This window comes from Gilliamella sp. ESL0441 (assembly GCF_019469185.1).
Classification (GTDB): domain Bacteria; phylum Pseudomonadota; class Gammaproteobacteria; order Enterobacterales; family Orbaceae; genus Gilliamella.
Genome location: NZ_CP048264.1, coordinates 744,174 through 762,021, shown reverse-complemented (window position 1 = coordinate 762,021; position 17,848 = coordinate 744,174). Strand labels below are relative to the sequence as shown.

At 30.4% G+C, this 17,848-nt stretch carries 16 protein-coding genes; 6 read left to right on the top strand and 10 right to left on the bottom strand.

All coding sequences use genetic code 11. The features are described 5' to 3' along the window. Positions 1 to 2 precede the first annotated feature (2 nt). Positions 3 to 683, top strand: a complete 681-nt coding sequence (modC, locus tag GYM75_RS03380) for a molybdenum ABC transporter ATP-binding protein (protein ID WP_220216762.1) — start codon at positions 3 to 5, stop codon at positions 681 to 683. Here the strand turns inward: modC and GYM75_RS03375 are convergent. The 4 genes from GYM75_RS03375 to GYM75_RS03360 all read right to left on the bottom strand — a co-directional run bounded on the left by GYM75_RS03375 (position 662) and on the right by GYM75_RS03360 (position 3,584). Continuing rightward, positions 662 to 1,423 (bottom strand): UDP-2,3-diacylglucosamine diphosphatase, encoded by a 762-nt coding sequence (locus GYM75_RS03375; protein ID WP_220216761.1) that lies wholly within the window; start codon positions 1,421 to 1,423, stop codon positions 662 to 664. The two genes, modC and GYM75_RS03375, sit on opposite strands and share 22 nt — an antisense overlap. Then, positions 1,407 to 1,898 (bottom strand): peptidylprolyl isomerase B, encoded by a 492-nt coding sequence (gene ppiB / locus GYM75_RS03370; protein ID WP_220216760.1) that lies wholly within the window; start codon positions 1,896 to 1,898, stop codon positions 1,407 to 1,409. Before ppiB ends, GYM75_RS03375 begins: the two co-directional genes overlap by 17 nt. Before the next feature lie 76 nt (positions 1,899 to 1,974). After that, entirely contained in the window at positions 1,975 to 2,826 is an 852-nt protein-coding gene (gene folD / locus GYM75_RS03365; protein WP_220216759.1) for a bifunctional methylenetetrahydrofolate dehydrogenase/methenyltetrahydrofolate cyclohydrolase FolD, read from the bottom strand. 68 nt (positions 2,827 to 2,894) lie between these two features. Further along, entirely contained in the window at positions 2,895 to 3,584 is a 690-nt protein-coding gene (locus GYM75_RS03360) for a hypothetical protein (RefSeq protein WP_220216758.1), read from the bottom strand. A gap of 373 nt (positions 3,585 to 3,957) precedes the next feature. On the opposite strand from GYM75_RS03360, the gene GYM75_RS03355 reads away from it, so the two are divergent. Then, positions 3,958 to 4,224: a GrxA family glutaredoxin gene (locus GYM75_RS03355; protein ID WP_220216757.1), complete on the top strand. Its 267-nt coding sequence runs from the start codon at positions 3,958 to 3,960 to the stop codon at positions 4,222 to 4,224. A gap of 62 nt (positions 4,225 to 4,286) precedes the next feature. Here the strand turns inward: GYM75_RS03355 and tsaB are convergent, their stop codons facing one another. The 4 genes from tsaB to GYM75_RS03335 all read right to left on the bottom strand — a co-directional run bounded on the left by tsaB (position 4,287) and on the right by GYM75_RS03335 (position 9,190). Then, positions 4,287 to 4,970: a tRNA (adenosine(37)-N6)-threonylcarbamoyltransferase complex dimerization subunit type 1 TsaB gene (gene tsaB, locus GYM75_RS03350; RefSeq protein ID WP_220216756.1), complete on the bottom strand. Its 684-nt coding sequence runs from the start codon at positions 4,968 to 4,970 to the stop codon at positions 4,287 to 4,289. A gap of 30 nt (positions 4,971 to 5,000) precedes the next feature. Then, positions 5,001 to 6,905: an ATP-dependent DNA helicase gene (locus GYM75_RS03345; protein ID WP_220216755.1), complete on the bottom strand. Its 1,905-nt coding sequence runs from the start codon at positions 6,903 to 6,905 to the stop codon at positions 5,001 to 5,003. Positions 6,906 to 7,217: 312 nt separating this feature from the next. Further along, positions 7,218 to 8,195, bottom strand: coding sequence for a glycosyltransferase family 8 protein (locus GYM75_RS03340; RefSeq protein WP_220216754.1), 978 nt, complete (start codon positions 8,193 to 8,195; stop codon positions 7,218 to 7,220). Positions 8,196 to 8,209: 14 nt separating this feature from the next. Next, a complete protein-coding gene (locus GYM75_RS03335; protein ID WP_220216753.1) occupies positions 8,210 to 9,190 on the bottom strand; it encodes a glycosyltransferase family 8 protein in 981 nt (326 codons plus the stop codon). 169 nt (positions 9,191 to 9,359) lie between these two features. Between GYM75_RS03335 and GYM75_RS03330 the strand changes: the two genes are divergently transcribed. The 4 genes from GYM75_RS03330 to GYM75_RS03315 all read left to right on the top strand — a co-directional run bounded on the left by GYM75_RS03330 (position 9,360) and on the right by GYM75_RS03315 (position 14,222). Further along, positions 9,360 to 10,310 carry a glycosyltransferase family 8 protein gene (locus GYM75_RS03330; protein WP_220216752.1) on the top strand — a complete coding sequence of 317 codons (951 nt, stop codon included), beginning with the start codon at positions 9,360 to 9,362 and terminating at the stop codon, positions 10,308 to 10,310. An 826-nt stretch (positions 10,311 to 11,136) separates the two neighbouring features. Continuing rightward, positions 11,137 to 12,072 carry a capsular polysaccharide synthesis protein gene (locus GYM75_RS03325; protein ID WP_220216751.1) on the top strand — a complete coding sequence of 312 codons (936 nt, stop codon included), beginning with the start codon at positions 11,137 to 11,139 and terminating at the stop codon, positions 12,070 to 12,072. Between the two features lie 82 nt (positions 12,073 to 12,154). Further along, complete coding sequence (locus GYM75_RS03320; protein WP_220216750.1) at positions 12,155 to 13,132, top strand: glycosyltransferase family 8 protein; 978 nt, start codon at positions 12,155 to 12,157, stop codon at positions 13,130 to 13,132. Between the two features lie 16 nt (positions 13,133 to 13,148). Beyond that, positions 13,149 to 14,222, top strand: coding sequence for a glycosyltransferase family 2 protein (locus GYM75_RS03315; protein ID WP_220216749.1), 1,074 nt, complete (start codon positions 13,149 to 13,151; stop codon positions 14,220 to 14,222). On the opposite strand, the gene msbA (GYM75_RS03310) is transcribed toward GYM75_RS03315, so the two are convergent. Continuing rightward, entirely contained in the window at positions 14,219 to 16,003 is a 1,785-nt protein-coding gene (gene msbA, locus GYM75_RS03310) for a lipid A export permease/ATP-binding protein MsbA (protein ID WP_220216748.1), read from the bottom strand. The two genes, GYM75_RS03315 and msbA (GYM75_RS03310), sit on opposite strands and share 4 nt — an antisense overlap. Positions 16,004 to 16,026: 23 nt before the next feature. Then, entirely contained in the window at positions 16,027 to 17,763 is a 1,737-nt protein-coding gene (gene msbA, locus GYM75_RS03305) for a lipid A export permease/ATP-binding protein MsbA (RefSeq protein ID WP_220216747.1), read from the bottom strand. Positions 17,764 to 17,848 lie beyond the last annotated feature (85 nt).

Genomic DNA, 17,848 nt, shown 5'->3' with positions numbered 1-17,848 from the left:
TTATGTTAAATCTTGATGTAAAAAAACAACTTTCCCGTTTTTTATTTGAATTTAAACTTCAGGTTCCTTGTCAAGGTGTGACAGCCATATTAGGGGTATCGGGTGCAGGTAAATCGACACTGATTAATTTAATTAATGGTTTAATTAAACCTGACCATGGCTTTATCCAACTTAATGGCACAAGCTTATATGATGAAGAACAAAAAATTTTTGTTTTGCCTGAAAAAAGAGATATTGGCACCGTATTTCAAGATCCTTTGCTCTTTCCCCACTACCGAGTCATAAAAAATTTAACCTATGGTGCCAAAAAATTCACGACGTCACGATTTGATGAAATCGTCGATGTACTCAATATTCGACCCTTATTATCACGCTATCCAGCCATGTTGTCAGGCGGTGAAAAACAACGAGTCGCTATTGGTCGAGCACTCTTAACCCATCCTAAACTATTATTAATGGATGAACCTTTATCAGCATTGGATATGCCGCGTAAAAAAGAGATGTTAAGCTACATCGAAAAATTGGTTAATGAACTTAACATTCCAATAATTTATGTCACTCATAACATAAACGAAGTTAAACGTATCGCTCACGATGTGGTCATTTTAGAACAAGGAAAATTATTAGATTATGGAAAAACCGATTCTATTTTGCAAAGCGCTTATTTACAAGAGTGGTTATAAAGATTTAATTGAGCACTATCTTTTTCTTGTTTAATATACGAAATACCATCATGCCATGCACCTAGTACGAGCCTTTTTACAGGTTTATTGTCCACTAAAAAATCATGAACAGCAGGTTTATGTGTATGACCATGCACCATAATATCTGCATGATAATGTTTCATCATACTGTCAACAGTTTGCTGATTAACATCCATAATATACGCTGATTTAATTTGATTTCGTTCACGACTTTGTTGCCTTAGTTTTGCAGCAATTTTCAAACGTATGAATAATGGCATCATTAAGAAAAGTTTTTGCAACCATCGGTTATGCATAACTTTGCGAAACTTTTGATATTGAAGATCATCTGTACAGAGCAAATCGCCATGTAAAAATAGAATTTTTCCGTTTTGATTTGGTAAGCAATTTATATCTGGTAATAAGATCATATCACAAGTTTCAGCAAATCTTTTACCTAATAAAAAATCACGATTACCATGAACAAAATATTTTTTTATGTGACGTTGAGAGAGTAATTTTAGTGCATTTGCAACTTGATTATGCAATTTAGAATTAACATCATCACCCACCCAATAATCAAATAAATCACCTAAAATATAAAGTTCACTATATTCGGGTAATGAGTCAAGGAAGGAGAAAAAGCCTGCAGTAATATCAAAGGTATCAGCTACAGGCTCAATATCTGATAAATGAATATCAGCAATAAAATAACGAACAGGATTATTCAAAAGTGACACTCGAAATAATCACATCTTCAACGGGAACATCTGAATGCATACCATTACGCCCCGTTTTAACCGCTTTGATCTTATCAACGACATCAAGTCCATCAACAACTTCAGCAAATACACAATAACCATAACCATTAACATCCGCTGAACGGAAGTTTAAATAATCATTATCTACAACATTAATAAAAAATTGTGCTGTGGCTGAATGCGGATCTGAAGTTCGTGCCATTGCCAATGTACCACGATTATTTTTTAGTCCATTTGCCGCTTCGTTTTGAATCGGTTCTTTAGTCTTTTTTTGTTTCATACCGGGTTCAAAACCACCACCTTGAATCATAAAATTATCAATGACACGGTGAAAAATAGTATTATTATAAAATCCTTCTTTACAATACTCGACAAAGTTTTTAACCGTTTCTGGAGCTTTGTCATCAAAAGTATTAATTTTTATATCACCATATGTAGTGTGAAATACGATCATAAGTGTTCCTTATTTTCATTTTTATTTAAAGTTAAATCTACTAATCCAAATATCAAATAGTGATCGTTCAGTTCATTCATTGACTAAACTTTTCACATGCTTCTAAAGTGTTACTCATTAACATAGCAACAGTCATTGGTCCAACGCCTCCTGGCACAGGTGTTATCCAACCTGCAACTTCAACCGCAGTATCAAACTCCACATCACCAACAAGCTTACCATCAGGTAAACGGTTGATACCAACATCAATAACTATCGCTCCTGGCTTAATCCATTCACCTTTCACATAATTGGCAATCCCTACTCCTGCTATTACAATATCAGCTTCACTAACATGCTTTGCTAAATCAACCGTTCTGCTGTGTGTGATCGTTGTTGTACAACCTAATAAAAGCAGTTCTAGTGCCATTGGGCGACCAACAATACTTGAAGCACCAACAACCGTGGCATTTAATCCAGATAAATTGATTCCGGTCGATTCAAGCATTTTAACCACACCATAGGGAGTACATGGACGTAAAAGAGGATCACGCTGTAACAAATGACCAATATTGTACGGATGGAAACCATCGACATCTTTATGCGGATTGATTCGTTCAAGCACTTTAGTTTTATCAATATTTTCAGGGAGAGGAAGTTGCACCAAAATACCATGCACATCAGTTCGCTGATTTAACTCATCAATTAATACTAATAATTCATCAGTCGTAGATGTAGGAAAATCATAAGAAAATGAAGCAAAACCAACATCATCACACGCCTTTTGCTTGTTTTTCACGTAGATTTTAGATGCAGGATCTGAACCAACTTGAATAACGGCAAGTCCAGGAATTGATAACCCATTTTCAACCCGAATTTTGACTTTCTTGGCAATTTCACTTCGTATCTTTTGTGCTAACGCTTTACCATCGATTATTTGTGCTGTCATGAGTTTCTATACTTGTTATTTTGAACACTAATTACATTATTCTCGCAAAAGTTTTAATTAAAGTCTATTCACTTATCGATTGATTGACGAAGTTCAGATAATATCTTTTGATATTGTTCATCGATATGTGTAATTACCGTACAAATTTTACTATCAAAAGCTTTCAGTTTTGGCTTTTGAGTTTTCCATTCATCTTTCGATATCTTTTTAATTGCCCCATAATTTTTGAAAAGATTGAAATGAAGAATACTATTACCAACAATATTATAAAAAATACGTTGTCCAATATCTTCACCATCTTTTTTTAAATTATTAAAATTTTTATAATTAAATTGTGTTTCATCATTTTGGGTTATGATTGATTGTTGTAGCAATTTAACCAATCGTTTATATAACTTTTTTAGCTGACCATGTAAATCATCATCATTATCTAATTTTAATGTAATCGCTTTATCAAATGTTTTATTCACTTCATCTAATAAATTCAATGCTTGTAACTCTAATTGTGGGAGTTGTTGACGTAAATCACGCTGAAATTTTAGTATATTTTTCTTTAACTGGGAGGAAGGTAAAACAGTCTCATGATTAAAAATTATCTTTCCTGTAGGTAAAATAACTAAATCATTTTTATTGTTAAAAATATGTACATTCTGTTTGCTTATTACAATATCATAACTTGGTTTAACTGCACATTCTGGGTTAGCAGCAAAAACAGCAAATGAATTAAACAAAAATAAAAATAATAGTTTTTTTAACATATCAACTCTTAATCATTAATACTACTTAAATTATAACCACATTTTTAATAAAAAACATAATAAAATATTTACTGCCAACATATAACATGATTTAAATTATACACTTCAATGGGATTGCTAAAACATAATTATTAATCACCAAATATAGAAACAAATTTATTAATAAAAACACACATATCACAACAAAAACAATAATTATCTTTATAAACTGCGGATAATTAATAAAAAATCCAACATATTCTTTAATATTAACATGCAATAATGATTAATTAATAGGTTTAATCTATAAAATTAAATATGATTTAGTGCTTTTTTTTCTAGAAAAGTTAAGTATAGTAACTATTATTAAATAACATATAAACCGAGGTGACCAATGTTTACTGTAATTTTTGGACGTTCAGGCTGTCCTTATTGTGTCCGTGCAAAAGAATTAGCTGAAAAACTTTCTCAAGAACGTGATGATTTTTCTTATCGTTATGTTGATATCAATGAAGAAGGTATCACCAAAGAAGATTTATCCAAAAGTGTTGGCAAGCCTGTGGAAACAGTACCTCAAATCTTTATTGATGAAAAACCAATCGGCGGTTGTACTGATTTTGAAGCTTATGCTAAAGCACACTTAGGATTATTTAAAGAGTAGTCGTCTAAATATCTTTCCTTGATGGTTATTAACTCTATGCCACTGTTTGAAGTGGCATTTTTTTAACGTCCAGGCAACTTTTTCCATGTGACTTCGTTACGCAAATAAGTAGGCTCAACATCTTCAACATTAATAAACTCTTGCCCCTGCCATTTTTGATTAGCAATAACAATCAGGTCTTGTGCATGAGGTAATAATAACTCACTTCTTTTTATACCCGTTAACATATCCTGATAGGTTTGCCAACCGGTACCAGCACTATAATAATCATCTGTACATTTTCGCTTGACTTTATCGGCGACTTTTTCAGGGGCTATGACGCATTCATCAATCATGGCTTGCCATTGGTCATTAACATATTGATACTGTCCTAAATAAACTTCGTTCATTCTGGCATCGATTGCGGCAATTACGTTTTTGGCTTGATTCAAACGTAAAGCGCCTTGGGCTAACGTCAGCAATGTCGAAACACCGATCATCGGTCTGTCAATGCCTAACGCTAATCCTTGAGCAACGCCAATACCTATTCTTACCCCCGTAAAACTACCAGGGCCTTGTCCAAAAGCGATAGCATCAACTTGTGATAATAGACAATCGGACTGTTTTAATATGTTATCCACCATTGGTAATATCTGCTTGGTATGATCCCGAGCAGAAACAAGAAAATCATGTGTGATTTCATTTTGATATAATAGTGCAACTGAACACGCTTCAGTTGAAGTATCAATGGCTAAAATTGTACTCATTTTTTTTCCAATATTGTCAGTTTTTACAAATTAGTGTTTAGTTAGCAAAAAATCAATAACCTTATCTAGATCACGTGTTCGTGGTGATGGTGGCAAGCTATTAAGAAATATTGCACCATAAGGTCTCGTGACTAAACGATTATCACAAATAATGATTGCCCCTCGATCATCATGATGACGAATCAATCGCCCTACCCCTTGCTTTAAAGTGATAACCGCTTCGGGTAATTGCACATCATTAAAAGCATCGCCGCCTTGTAATTGGCAATCTTCCATGCGAGCTTTAATCAAGGGATCATCTGGTGATGTAAAAGGTAATTTATCTATAATAACACAAGAAAGTGTATCTCCTCTAACATCGATTCCTTCCCAGAAACTACTGGTCGCAATCAATAACGCATTGCCACTATTAATAAACTGCTCTAAAAGTTTGACTTTACTGGTTTCACCTTGAACTAATACCGGTAACGCAGTTAGTTCACGAAACTGTTTGGCTAACGCATTCATCATAGCGTACGACGTACACAGAAAAAAACATCGCCCATTATTCGCTTCAATCACTGGTAACAATAGTTCTACCAATTTTTCTGCAATACCATGTTCATTCGGTGAAGGCATATAACGAGGAACACACATAATCGTTTGATGCAAATAATCAAACGGACTTTCTAATATTAACGAATCAGCATTCGTTAATCCTAAGCGCTGAGTAAAATAGTCAAGTTGATTATTCACAGACAAGGTTGCTGATGTAAATATCCAGCTTCCTTTGCGTTCAGTTAGTAATTCCGTAAATTTATCTGAGACAGATAATGGCGTTAAAGCAAAAACAAAATGATTATAACTGGTCTCGTACCAATAACTAAAGCCTGTTACATGTGTTTCTGTTAGTCTATCAAGCAACGTTTTATATTGGTTAACACGATCAAAACAATTATCTAAGGCTGATGAACGCCCAACCGCTAATAATAAAACCTCATGACAAAAATTCAACGTATCAAAAAGGTAAGCTATCTCTTTTTTGACTGGTTCTTGATTGAACAAAAACCGTAGATTTCCTTTAGATGCTTGTTGATTGATCACTAGACGGAGATCTTGCGTGCATTTTTGCAATTTATCGGCACACTGCTGCAACTGCGACATATCTTTAACTTCAGTTCGATAGGTAAGACTAATCTCTTTTGCTAAGTCAAAAAGCTGTCGACTGGTTAGTTGTTGCCCAAAATAGTGACAGGCAAGATCAGGTAATTGATGCGCCTCATCAAAAATCATTACCTCCGCTTTAGGTATGAGTTCCCCAAAACCGGTATCTTTTACAACAACATCGGCTAAAAATAGATGATGATTCACAACAACCACATCAGCATTCATGGCTCTTTTACGAGCTTTAACTACATAACAATCGTTGTAATGTTCACAATCACTACCTAAACAACTATCATTAGTGCTGGTTAATATAGGCCATATCGCATTGTCTTCTGTTACCGTCGTACATTTACTAATATCACCATCTTTAGTTTTGATTGACCAATTTTTAACGCGAGCTAAATCAACCCGTAATCCTTTATCAAGGTCACCGGCTGCTGCATACTGATGATATAATCTTTCTAAACAAAGATAATTTGCTCGTCCTTTTAATAGCGAAATTTTACCGGTATAGTCTAACGCTTTTTTGATAATAGGCAGGTCTTTACTAAATAACTGTTCTTGAAGGTTTTTTGATCCTGTTGAAATTATAACTTTTTTATCACTACGTAACGCAGGGACTAAATAAGCAAATGTTTTTCCGGTACCTGTTCCCGCCTCAACAACTAATGATGTTTGATTTTTTATTGATTGTGAAATCTTACGTGCCATATTTCGTTGTGGTTCTCTTGCCACAAAACCATCAATAGCTTTCGCCAGCAAACCGTTCTCTGCAAAATCATCAATCACTTAATATGCACCTGATAAAAAATAATTCAATATAAAGATAACGCTATATATTTAAAAAAAGAGATGAACTAATTGTAATAGAATTGAACTACACGTAACTTAAATAATTGATATACTATATCAATTAGTAAGCAAAATAGATATATTCAAATAACATCTTTTCAATAATAAACTGGATATTTTAAATATCCATAGACAAACTCTAAATCAAGTTATTCAGTATGTCAAAAGTTGCTAATTAGAATTCAGTAATATTCTCTACACTGTTAATTGTTCTAGCAAAAATTATCATGTTTAAAAACTTTTAAGTTACTATTTTAACAATTTTATTTTTAAATAAATAAAATAGTGCTTTATTGACGCTAAATATTTTTTCTGTTTTAACATTAATTTAGAATATGCTCTTATAGAAGAGGTTTTTTTAGTGTTATATAAAGGTAACTTATCTTTTTTCCATGGGGATTTTTTAAGATAAGCATCAAATAATAAAGAACGATAAGGTTGATGCCAAGGTTTATTTTTAGTTATATAATGAATCAAAACTGTATCGTCAGAAACCTTAGAATCTTCATTACCATTTATGCTTAATGCTAAAAGTTGATTATATTTTTTATCTAACAAGATTCTCTTGTTACCAATCACAATATTTAAAACATCTTGATCGGGATATTGATATTTTTCCCCACTATTTAATAAGTTTAGTGCTTTTTGGGTTATGTCATTTTGACACCAAAGAGGAATATTAATTAACATCACGCCTGAATTAAAATAAGTACCATATAAAACGTTATATTTAACACATTGAGACTCTTGCATATAAGTAACATCAGCAACCGCTGCTACAATGGTTTTATCTAGATCAATTTGATTAATAAAACCTAAACTTTTCAGGCATAAAGTATCACTATCGATATAAAGTAACTTATTGGTAACATCTTTTAAGATCATAGGTGCTATTAAACGCATACAAGCAGCTAATGGAAATTGCTCTGTATTTTTTTGATCAACTTTAAATTTATCATTGATTACATATTCTGTTATTGCTACATTTGCAGATTGAATTGCTGCTAATTTTTTCCTACTTTCGTTAGATATATTATGCGTAAACAAATGAAAATAAAGTGACTGTTCTAAATTATTTTCAATTACAGAAATAATATCAACACCAGCAGATAAACAGTAGTTCTCATCAAAACATAATAGAATATGCAATGTAGATTCGTTATTTGAAAATTCACAAGACAATAGATCAATTTTCTGGTTAATAAATTTATTAACTTCTTCTACCATTACCAAATTTTTCCTTATCGTCTTTTAAAAACTTTATGTTTTAAGTATAAAAAGTAATACTTTAATGCTGAAAAATATCTATGCTGATTAGCCAATAATTTTGCATATCGTCTAGTTGTTGATGGCGCATTCTCATTAGCAAGTAATAGTTTATCCTTTGCCCAAGGAGACGATGAAATATAATATTCATAGAGAGGTGTTAAATAGAGTTGATACCAAGGTTTATTACCTGTTACATAGTGAATAATAACCGCCGCATCATCAATAAGACTATCTTCTTTTCCACCAACAGTCAAAGAAGTTAACACATTAAAACGTTTAGGTAAAAATACCGTTTTCCCTTTCATTAAAATATTTAATACATCTTGATCGGCAAACTTGTATACTTTTCCACTATTAATCATTTCAAATGCTTTTTCTGTTAGGTTGTCATTTACCCACATATCGGTATTAATATAAATCATACCAGCATTAAAATATTCACCATAAGGAATATCACATGCTAAGCATTGTTTTTCTTGTGTCTTATCAACATCCGGTACTACTGCTGCGTACTTGTCACTTAAATCAGTATTAATTAATTCATTAAGATTATTTTTACAAAGTACATCACAATCTAAATATAAAACTCGAGAAGTCACTTTATTTAATATCTGAGGGACGACAAAGCGTAAACAGGTAGAGGCAGACACATGTAAAACTAGAGTATCAGGATTAACCGAAAATTCATCACTTACTTCGTAGCATATTAGAGTGACATTCTGTTGATTAAATTGATGAAATCTCGAAATTTTTTTATCGGAGACTTTATTGGCGAACAAATGAAAAACTAGGTTTTTATCTGAATTATTTAATATAATTGAGGATATAGCAATCCCAGCAGGCATCGCATAATTGTCATCAAAACAAAAAGCTATATGTATGGTTTTGAAGGATGCTACTTCATTATTGAATAATGTCGTAATTTTACTGATAAAATAATTTTCCTTCATCATATACTAATTCCCTTCACCATATACCCAATTTTATTCGATAATTTGAAAATGTCGCATTGTAACACATCTTAAATTAAACCTTAAAGTAAATATCAATTTTATATTGACTTATACTATAAGTAATGACATTAATATTAAATTAATGTTTTGTAAGGGTTAAATATTATAAATGAATAATATTAATATCGCATATTGTACAGATTCAAATTATTTAGAGCATGTCGCCGTTTCAATCACATCGGTCATACTTAATAATATATATAATAGTATTCATTTTCATGTTTTTTTATATGATGTTTCAACGGAAGAACAACAAAAACTACAATCTTTAAGTCAACAGATAACTATTTACAATATTTCTAAAAATGAATTAGTAAAATATTCCGATTCCTTAAATAAAAAAATTACACATATTAATCGTTCAATGTATATTCGACTATCAGTACCTAGGTTATTACAAGGAATTGTAGATAAGTTCATCTATTTAGATGCTGATACTTTATGCTTTTCTGATATTTCTAAAATTTTAAATATCAATATAGATTCAGTCGTTTGTGCCGTTACTCCAGATTCTTTGAATAAAGAAAATATGTTAAAAAATCAAAAAAGGCTTAGTCTTACTTCCCAAAGCTATTTCAATTCAGGTTTCTTATATATTAATGTTTCTAATTGGTTAAAAACAGATACTGAAAACAAAGCTAATAGAATATTATTATCTTCGGAAAATAGAAATTTGATTTATCCTGATCAAGATGCATTAAATCTAGTGTTACAAAATCAAGTTTTATGGATAGATCCAAAATGGAATTATTTATTTACTTGGATGAATGATAATCAAAAAGAGACATTTTTCTACAATAAAGAATCTTTACCATACATCATTCATTTCACTGGAGCAAGGAAGATGTGGTATCAAGAACACACTGGACTTGCGCAGGACATTTATAATTTTTATAAACACTTTACCCCATGGGCAAGCACCCCTCTTAAGAGTTATAAATATAAAATGCGGGTTAATGATTACCGTATTTATGCAAAATCTCTCTTTAGAAATAAGCAATTTTTCCAAAGTCTAAAGTATTTTCTAACTTATATTAAATTAAAACTAGTAAAAAAATAGTCAGACTATTTTCTTTTGATCAAATATTATTAGTAAAATCAGACAGAAGAAGTATAGTTTTTTTTAAGCAATATTTAACATAATTACTTAGTTATGAAAGCTTTATATGCTAACAGTCAATCGTTAATCATACGAAGTAATAGATCATAATAACTATGAAATAAATGTTTATTGAATGTCAAATACGATGTTTTATGACCTGTAAGATAATATAATGACACTGCGTTAAAGTGTTTAGTCTCTTTTTTTGTATAATAAATAGTAAAATGATTTTTTAATATGATATTTTATTAGTAATAATAATTTATTTTAAATAATATATTTCAAACGTCCCAACCTGAAAAACCGTTAAATATTTTTTCATTTACTTTATAAACGTATGTATATAACAATAAACGATTTAAAGTAACTTAGTTACATATCAATTTATATAATTGCTTGATTCCCTCTTGCATTAATTTATCATCAATTACTATTCGAACGATATTAATTCATCTATATTAGTATTATTTATATCTTGAATAACCTACATAAAGAATGCCATTGCCCTTAGTAGAGAGGTTTGTTGAATTAAAAAAAGCAATACTGCAATAGAAATGAACTCAATATACCGCAACTAAATATCTTAATATGAAAATCTATTTTTTATCTAAAATATTATTTGTGCTTAAGCAGGAATTGCATTGTTTTTATCAAAGCTAATGCAATAAATGATAAATTTTATTTTTAAATAATCTAGATTATCAATAAAAATAAATTGATAATTTATAGAAAGAATTTTTACATTGTGCTACTATTTTAGAATGAAAATGCAATATTTAATACCATGCTATCATATAAAGTTACAAAAGAACTAATAAAAATCATAACTTTCCCTATTTTTCTATCTCCTGTTAGAAAGAAAGTCAAAAATTACCTAAAAAATGATGTGTTTGATCTTCCTTATCGTAGACAAAAAGGATTTTATGATTATATTGAGAAATACTGTGACCACACTGTTCAGACCAATAATGAATCAACTCATATACCTGCTGAGCATTTGCCTATTTGGCAAATTTGGTTTCAAGGAATAACAAACGCGCCAAACATTGTAAAACTATGTTTTGAGAGTGTAGAAAAGTATGCGGATAACCGAAAAATTATTAGGTTAACAGAAAAAAATTTTAGTGATTATATTGAATTACCTGATTATATAATTGAAAAATATAAAAAAGGTACTATTTCGTCTGTACATTTATCAGATATTATTAGAGTTTGCTTATTATCTAAATATGGAGGCACTTGGATTGATGCTACTGTTTTATTAACTCAAAAAATTTCCCCAAAAATTCTGCAGTCTAACTTTTTTGCCTTTCGTATTACTAAAGAAAGTTCTTGGTTTGATTGCCACTCTTATTTGACTTTTGCCAGTTGGTTTATGCATTCCCAACCCAACAATAATTTGATGTGTAGTGTTAGAAATGCACTTTTTGAGTATTGGAAAAATGAAGATGAAATTATTGATTATTTTCTAATATATTTTATTTTCAGCTATTTTATCAACGAGTACAAATATTTAGCAGATGAATGGAATACCTCCATTAATTTGATTGAAGAACCTACTCATCAGATGCAATTATGTTTTAATGAAGAATTTTGCATAGAAAAATTAAATGAAATAAAAAACAAATCTTCTATACATAAATTAACATACCGTTATGAAGATAAGCTTACTGGTTCATTTCTTGATTGTTTCTTTAAAGAAAAAAATTTGTTTTACTAGGTATTTATTGGTTTCAATCATGTTTTTTAGATATTTATTTTAGTATATAATACCCCTAAATCATGATTAATAATTTATAGATATGTATAATTCACAAAGCTTTATTGCTTCAACAGAAACTATTATAAATGCCTCTAATTCAAATTATTCTACTTTACATATTGCTTTAGGTTTTGATAACAATTATGCTTTGCCTGCAGGTATAACTATTACTTCAGTGATAAATAATACATTAGATGTTAATTTACATTTTCACTTATTCATAGATCAAGTTTCAGAATCAAATATTGAAAAATTTAAACAGCTAGCAGGGGATAGAATTACAATAACTATCTATAGGATAAACAATAATTTTGTTATAAATCCTAAAACTTTAGTACTTCATATTGCTACGGCTTCGACATGTCTTCGTTTTATTATACCTGAATTGCTATGTTCAGTTACAGACAGAGTAATTTATCTTGATAGTGATACCATTTGTTTGCAATCTTTAGTGCAACTTGCTGATTATAATATTGATAATTATATCGCAGGTGTAATAAGTGATACTAAAGATATGCAAGAATTAATTAGTAAAATGTATAGTTTGGATTCAACCAAGTACTTTAATGCCGGTGTATTATTAATTAATACTAAATCTTGGTGTGAAGCAGGCATTACTGAAAAAGCGTTAAAATTGATTAATGATGGAAATATTTACAAATTTGCAGATCAAGATGTTTTAAATATTTTATTGGAAAATAAAACTTTATTATTACCAATAAAATTTAATACTAAAATAAAGATTTCGATTGATGCACACCAAGAAAAAAATATAAGACCTTATACAGTAATATTGCATTATATTTCACAAAATAAACCTTGGTATAAAGTTTACCAATCGGATCTTTTCACACATTATTTACTGCAATCGCCATGGAAAGATGTTGATTTGCCTTTAAGTGGAAATAGTTCCTCACTTAGAAATTATTCGAAATATTTAACCCATCAACGTAAGTATACATCAGCTTTTTATTATTATATCATGTATTTGTTTTATAAATTCTATAAGAAAAAATAAAAGGGATAATTTGGCAATGATTGTAAAAAAAGCAAATTTAACTGTTATTATTCCCTGCTACAATGTTGAATTATATATTGCTAATTGTTTAGATTCATTAGTTAATCAAACTTTTTTACCAGAGGAAATAATTTGTGTAAATGATGGTTCAACAGATCAAACTGAAGCAATACTTCTTAAATACGCAGCAGTGTATGAGCAAATTAGAATAATATCTCAACCAAATTTGGGCGTTAGTGTAGCTCGAAACAAAGGTATAGAAGCTGCTTCTAAAGAATATGTTATGTTTGTGGATTCTGATGATATTGTGAATATTAACTTAATTAATGAATTTGCAACATGTCTGAACAGTTCACCAACGTTAGACGTTTTTTATTTCAACTACACATCTTTCAAAGATGAAAAATATTTACCATCACTGACAACCCAATCGCTTATTGAAAGCCCCAAAAAATACTTTGATTGCGGTATAAGCTTACTAAATTTTTTATTAGAAAATGAAAATTACTCTGGTGTAACATGGCAATATATTTTTAAACGATCTTTATTTAAAGAAAAATTTACCGGAAGAATACATGAGGATCACAAAGTTTCTTTAACCATTCTCAAAAATGCCAAAATTTCATGTTACTTTATGAGTAATTTAGCCTATATGCACAGAAACCGTCTTTGTTCGTTATCTAATCAATACGTAGATTACAATAATACTTGTATCCTAAAAAAAGTCCTAGTTGATTGTTTTGATACTATGAGAAAACTACCGATTTCATTAGACGCTAAAAACAACTATTTTTTTCGGATGAATGTAACTTACTTAGAATTGTTACTAAATTCTAGTTATGATTACTCATTACGAGAAAGAGAGAATATAAAAAAAGAGTTAGGTTTATTAAAAATTGCTATTAGAATGCATAGAAAAAATAAAAGAAAGATAATCCAAAATATTTGCTATGCATTCAAATTTTCTAAAAAGAATAAATGTTCAATAAGTACAAATTTGATATTGTTAAAATATGCCATATCTAAAAAACATCCATATACTAGTATTGATAATGAACACTTTTATTATTCGACATTGAAGCAATATTAATTTATGAATTCAGATTTATTTTTTAAATCGTACAAATTTTTATAAATACCATTTTTATTGATCAACTCATTATGGTTTCCTTGTTCTACAATATGACCATCATCAATTACTAAAATAATATCAGCATTTTCAATAGTTGATAGTCTATGCGCAATAACTATAGCTGTCCTTCCGTTTTGTAAAACATCTAACGCTTTTTGTATAACTTGTTCTGATTCTGTGTCTAATGCTGATGTTGCTTCATCCAAAATTAATATAGGGCTATTCCTTAAAAGTGCTCTAGCTATTGAGATTCTTTGCCTTTGCCCTCCCGATAATAATATGCCACTTTCTCCGACTTTAGTTTCAAACCCATCTTGAAATTCCATGATAAAATCATAAGCATAAGCTTTCTTTGCCGCCTCTTCAATTTCTTCTTGGGTATATTCTCCAATTCTGCCATAAGCGATATTATTTGCAATTGTATCATTAAACAAATGAACATGTTGGGAAACCAATCCAATCTGATTACGCAAACAATATAATGTTAAATCTTGTATATTATAACCATCAATTAAAATTTCCCCCTGTGAAATATCATAAAATCGGGTTAGTAAACTCGCAATAGTTGTTTTACCAGAACCAGAACGACCAACTAACGCAACAGTATTGCCAGCAGGTATGGTAAAACTGATATTATGTAAAGCCAAGTCCTGTCTAGTTTCATAACCAAAAGATACATTATTAAAAATGATTTCACCTTTAACTCTGTCTATATTGATAGAGCCTTTGTCATTTTCTACAGGCTGTTCTAAAATAGCAAATAATGTTTGACAAGCAGCCATTCCTTTCTGAAATCCTGCATTTACACTTGTTAGATTTTTAATTGGTTGCATTAGTGCAATCAAGGAGGAAAATACAACCGTAAACTCACCTGGAGTTATATTTAAATTAGGATCACTCGCAGTTACAAGAACAAAAGCAATTGCAAAAGAAATAACCAATTGAACAATTGGGGTAGATAATGCAGAGATAGAAGTTAATCTCATTCCATCTCTTCTAAATTTATTATTCACTTTTTCGAAGTTTTTTGATTCCTCTTCTTGTGCACCAAACACAATAATTTCTCGATGACCTTTTAGCATTTGTTCAACAGACATTGTGACATTACCCATTGAGTTTTGCATATTTTTCGCAAGTTTGCGAAATTTAACTGATATAAAGGTAATAAGCCCTATCACCAGTGGAGTTATAATTATCAAAGACAATGATAACTGCCAACTGTTATAAAACATTGTATAAAATAGCCCGCATATAAAAGCTGATTCTCTAATAATTGTAATTAATGCATCTGATGACGAGGCCGCCACTTGATCAGTATCATAGGTGATACGTGATAATAGTCGTCCAGTTGAGTTTTGATCAAAATAACTAACCGGTGCATCCACAAAATAGCTAAATAGCTTTTGCCTGAATTTCATCACAATTTTGCCGGATATTAATGATAAAAAAATGGAATAACCATAATTAGCAATACCACGCAAAAAAACTAAACCAAAAATATAAATAGGAGCTATAAGTAAAAATTCTTGATCATTCATAGAAAAACCACGATCAAGTAATGGGCTTAATATTGCAATTAGTGAAGTATCAGCAAACGCGCTAGCAATAAGTAAGATAACTGATAGAAATAATATAAACTTATGCTCTGCAATAAATGGCCATAGTTTGATAAATGTTCGCCATGTAGATGAATCTTTATCGATATGATTTATTTGTTCAACTTTATTTTTTTTGGTCATATACTTTACTATCTTTTATTTTTTTAAGAATTAAATTGAATTTTATACATTTGAGCATAAATACCGTTTAAATTCACTAATGAGAAATGATTTCCATCTTCAACAACCTTTCCATCATCAATTACTAAAATTCTATCAGCTTTTTCAATCGTTGATAAACGATGTGCAATTATAATTGAAGTACGATTTTTCTGAAGAGTTTCAATCGCATCTTGAACTAACTTTTCTGATTCATTATCTAAAGCTGAAGTTGCTTCATCAAGAATTAATATAGGATTGTTTCGTAAAAGAACTCGAGCAATAGCAATTCGTTGTCGTTGCCCCCCAGATAAAAGAACACCATTATCACCAATTTCTGTATCTATACCTAATTCCAGTTTATCGATAAACTCCATTGCATTTGCTAATTTTGCTGCTTGAATAATATCTTCTCGAGTATACTTATCTTTTTCTCCATAGCTAATATTTTCTGCAATCGTTCCATTAAACAAATGTACTCGTTGAGAAACATAACCAATTTGGTGGCGTAAAGACTTCAAAGTATATTCTTTAATATTTACCGAATCGATAAGAATCTCACCTTGTGATACATCATAAAATCGTGGAATTAAGCTTGCAATTGTAGATTTACCAGCGCCTGAACGCCCGACTAATGCAATTGTTTGACCTGCTTTTATATTTAAAGAGATATCATTAAGCGCAGGGATATTGCGTGTTGGATATGTAAACTTAACATTTTTGAACTCAATATCACCTTTAACTCTGTCAGCTACTATAGTGCCATAATCACTTTCAAGAGGTGAATCCAAAAGAGAAAATAAAGATTCACATGCAATAGCCCCTTTTTGAAGTTCTACATGCAAACTTGTCAATTCTCGCAATGGCCGCATAACTGCGACCATCGCAGAAAAAACGACAGTAAAAGAACCTGGCGTAATATCTAAATTCTGGCTAGCGACTAAATAAAGAATAAAACCTAACCCCAATGTGGCTATTAACTGGATAATAGGAGTTGATAATCTCGAAACGAGCTCAATTTTTAACATTCCTAGTCGAACAAGATTTGTAATGTTAGCAAAATTACTTTTTTCATAGTCTTTAGCATTGAAAATTAAAATTTCTTTATGCCCTTTCAACATTTCGTCACTTGCTGTAGTAATTTGTCCCATACCCTGTTGCATTGACGCAATTGTTTTCCTAAATTTTTTAGCGATAAACTGGGCTACAAAAATAATTAGAGGAACTAAAATTATAAGAACCGAAGCTAATTTCCAGCTCCCATATATCATAACTATACATAATCCTATAGCATAAGTTATTTCACGAATAAGAATAATTAGTGCATCTGATGAGGCTTTAGATAACATTTGGGTGTTAAATGTAATAACTGAGACAAGATCGCCCACCGATTGCCTATCATGAAAACTTATTGGACTCTTAATCAGATGATTAAAAATCATTTGTCTAAATTTAGTAACTACTTTTCCTGATAGCCAGGAAAGACAATAAGTTGATACATAATTGGATAATCCTCTCAATAGAATTAAACCTATAATAGCTATAGCAATTGTAATTAGAAGCGAGTAATTTTTGTCCATTAAACCATGATCAAGTATTGGCTTAGTCAAAGATATTAAAGTTGCATCAGTAGCTGCATTTAATAAAAGTCCAAATACGGCAACAATTAATGCTTTTTTGAACGGTTTAATAAATGGCCATAATTTCTTCAATGTAGTGATTGAATTTAAATTTTTAGACATAACAAAGTATTTCATTAATAAAATTATAGTACATTATACTATAAATAAGTTTTTACTCGTTAACTTTATTATTTTCTTATGATAC

Excerpts from the sequence above, each read along its gene's own strand:
- msbA (WP_220216747.1), bottom strand. The coding sequence starts at position 17,763 with ATGTCTAAAAATTTAAATTCAATCACTACATTGAAGAAATTATGGCCA.
- folD (WP_220216759.1), bottom strand. The coding sequence starts at position 2,826 with ATGACAGCACAAATAATCGATGGTAAAGCGTTAGCACAAAAGATACGA.
- GYM75_RS03360 (WP_220216758.1), bottom strand. The coding sequence starts at position 3,584 with ATGTTAAAAAAACTATTATTTTTATTTTTGTTTAATTCATTTGCTGTT.
- GYM75_RS03335 (WP_220216753.1), bottom strand. The coding sequence starts at position 9,190 with ATGATGAAGGAAAATTATTTTATCAGTAAAATTACGACATTATTCAAT.
- GYM75_RS03325 (WP_220216751.1), top strand. The coding sequence starts at position 11,137 with ATGCTATCATATAAAGTTACAAAAGAACTAATAAAAATCATAACTTTC.
- GYM75_RS03330 (WP_220216752.1), top strand. The coding sequence starts at position 9,360 with ATGAATAATATTAATATCGCATATTGTACAGATTCAAATTATTTAGAG.
- modC (WP_220216762.1), top strand. The coding sequence starts at position 3 with ATGTTAAATCTTGATGTAAAAAAACAACTTTCCCGTTTTTTATTTGAA.
- GYM75_RS03340 (WP_220216754.1), bottom strand. The coding sequence starts at position 8,195 with ATGGTAGAAGAAGTTAATAAATTTATTAACCAGAAAATTGATCTATTG.
- GYM75_RS03355 (WP_220216757.1), top strand. The coding sequence starts at position 3,958 with ATGTTTACTGTAATTTTTGGACGTTCAGGCTGTCCTTATTGTGTCCGT.
- GYM75_RS03320 (WP_220216750.1), top strand. The coding sequence starts at position 12,155 with ATGTATAATTCACAAAGCTTTATTGCTTCAACAGAAACTATTATAAAT.
- msbA (WP_220216748.1), bottom strand. The coding sequence starts at position 16,003 with ATGACCAAAAAAAATAAAGTTGAACAAATAAATCATATCGATAAAGAT.
- tsaB (WP_220216756.1), bottom strand. The coding sequence starts at position 4,970 with ATGAGTACAATTTTAGCCATTGATACTTCAACTGAAGCGTGTTCAGTT.
- ppiB (WP_220216760.1), bottom strand. The coding sequence starts at position 1,898 with ATGATCGTATTTCACACTACATATGGTGATATAAAAATTAATACTTTT.
- GYM75_RS03315 (WP_220216749.1), top strand. The coding sequence starts at position 13,149 with ATGATTGTAAAAAAAGCAAATTTAACTGTTATTATTCCCTGCTACAAT.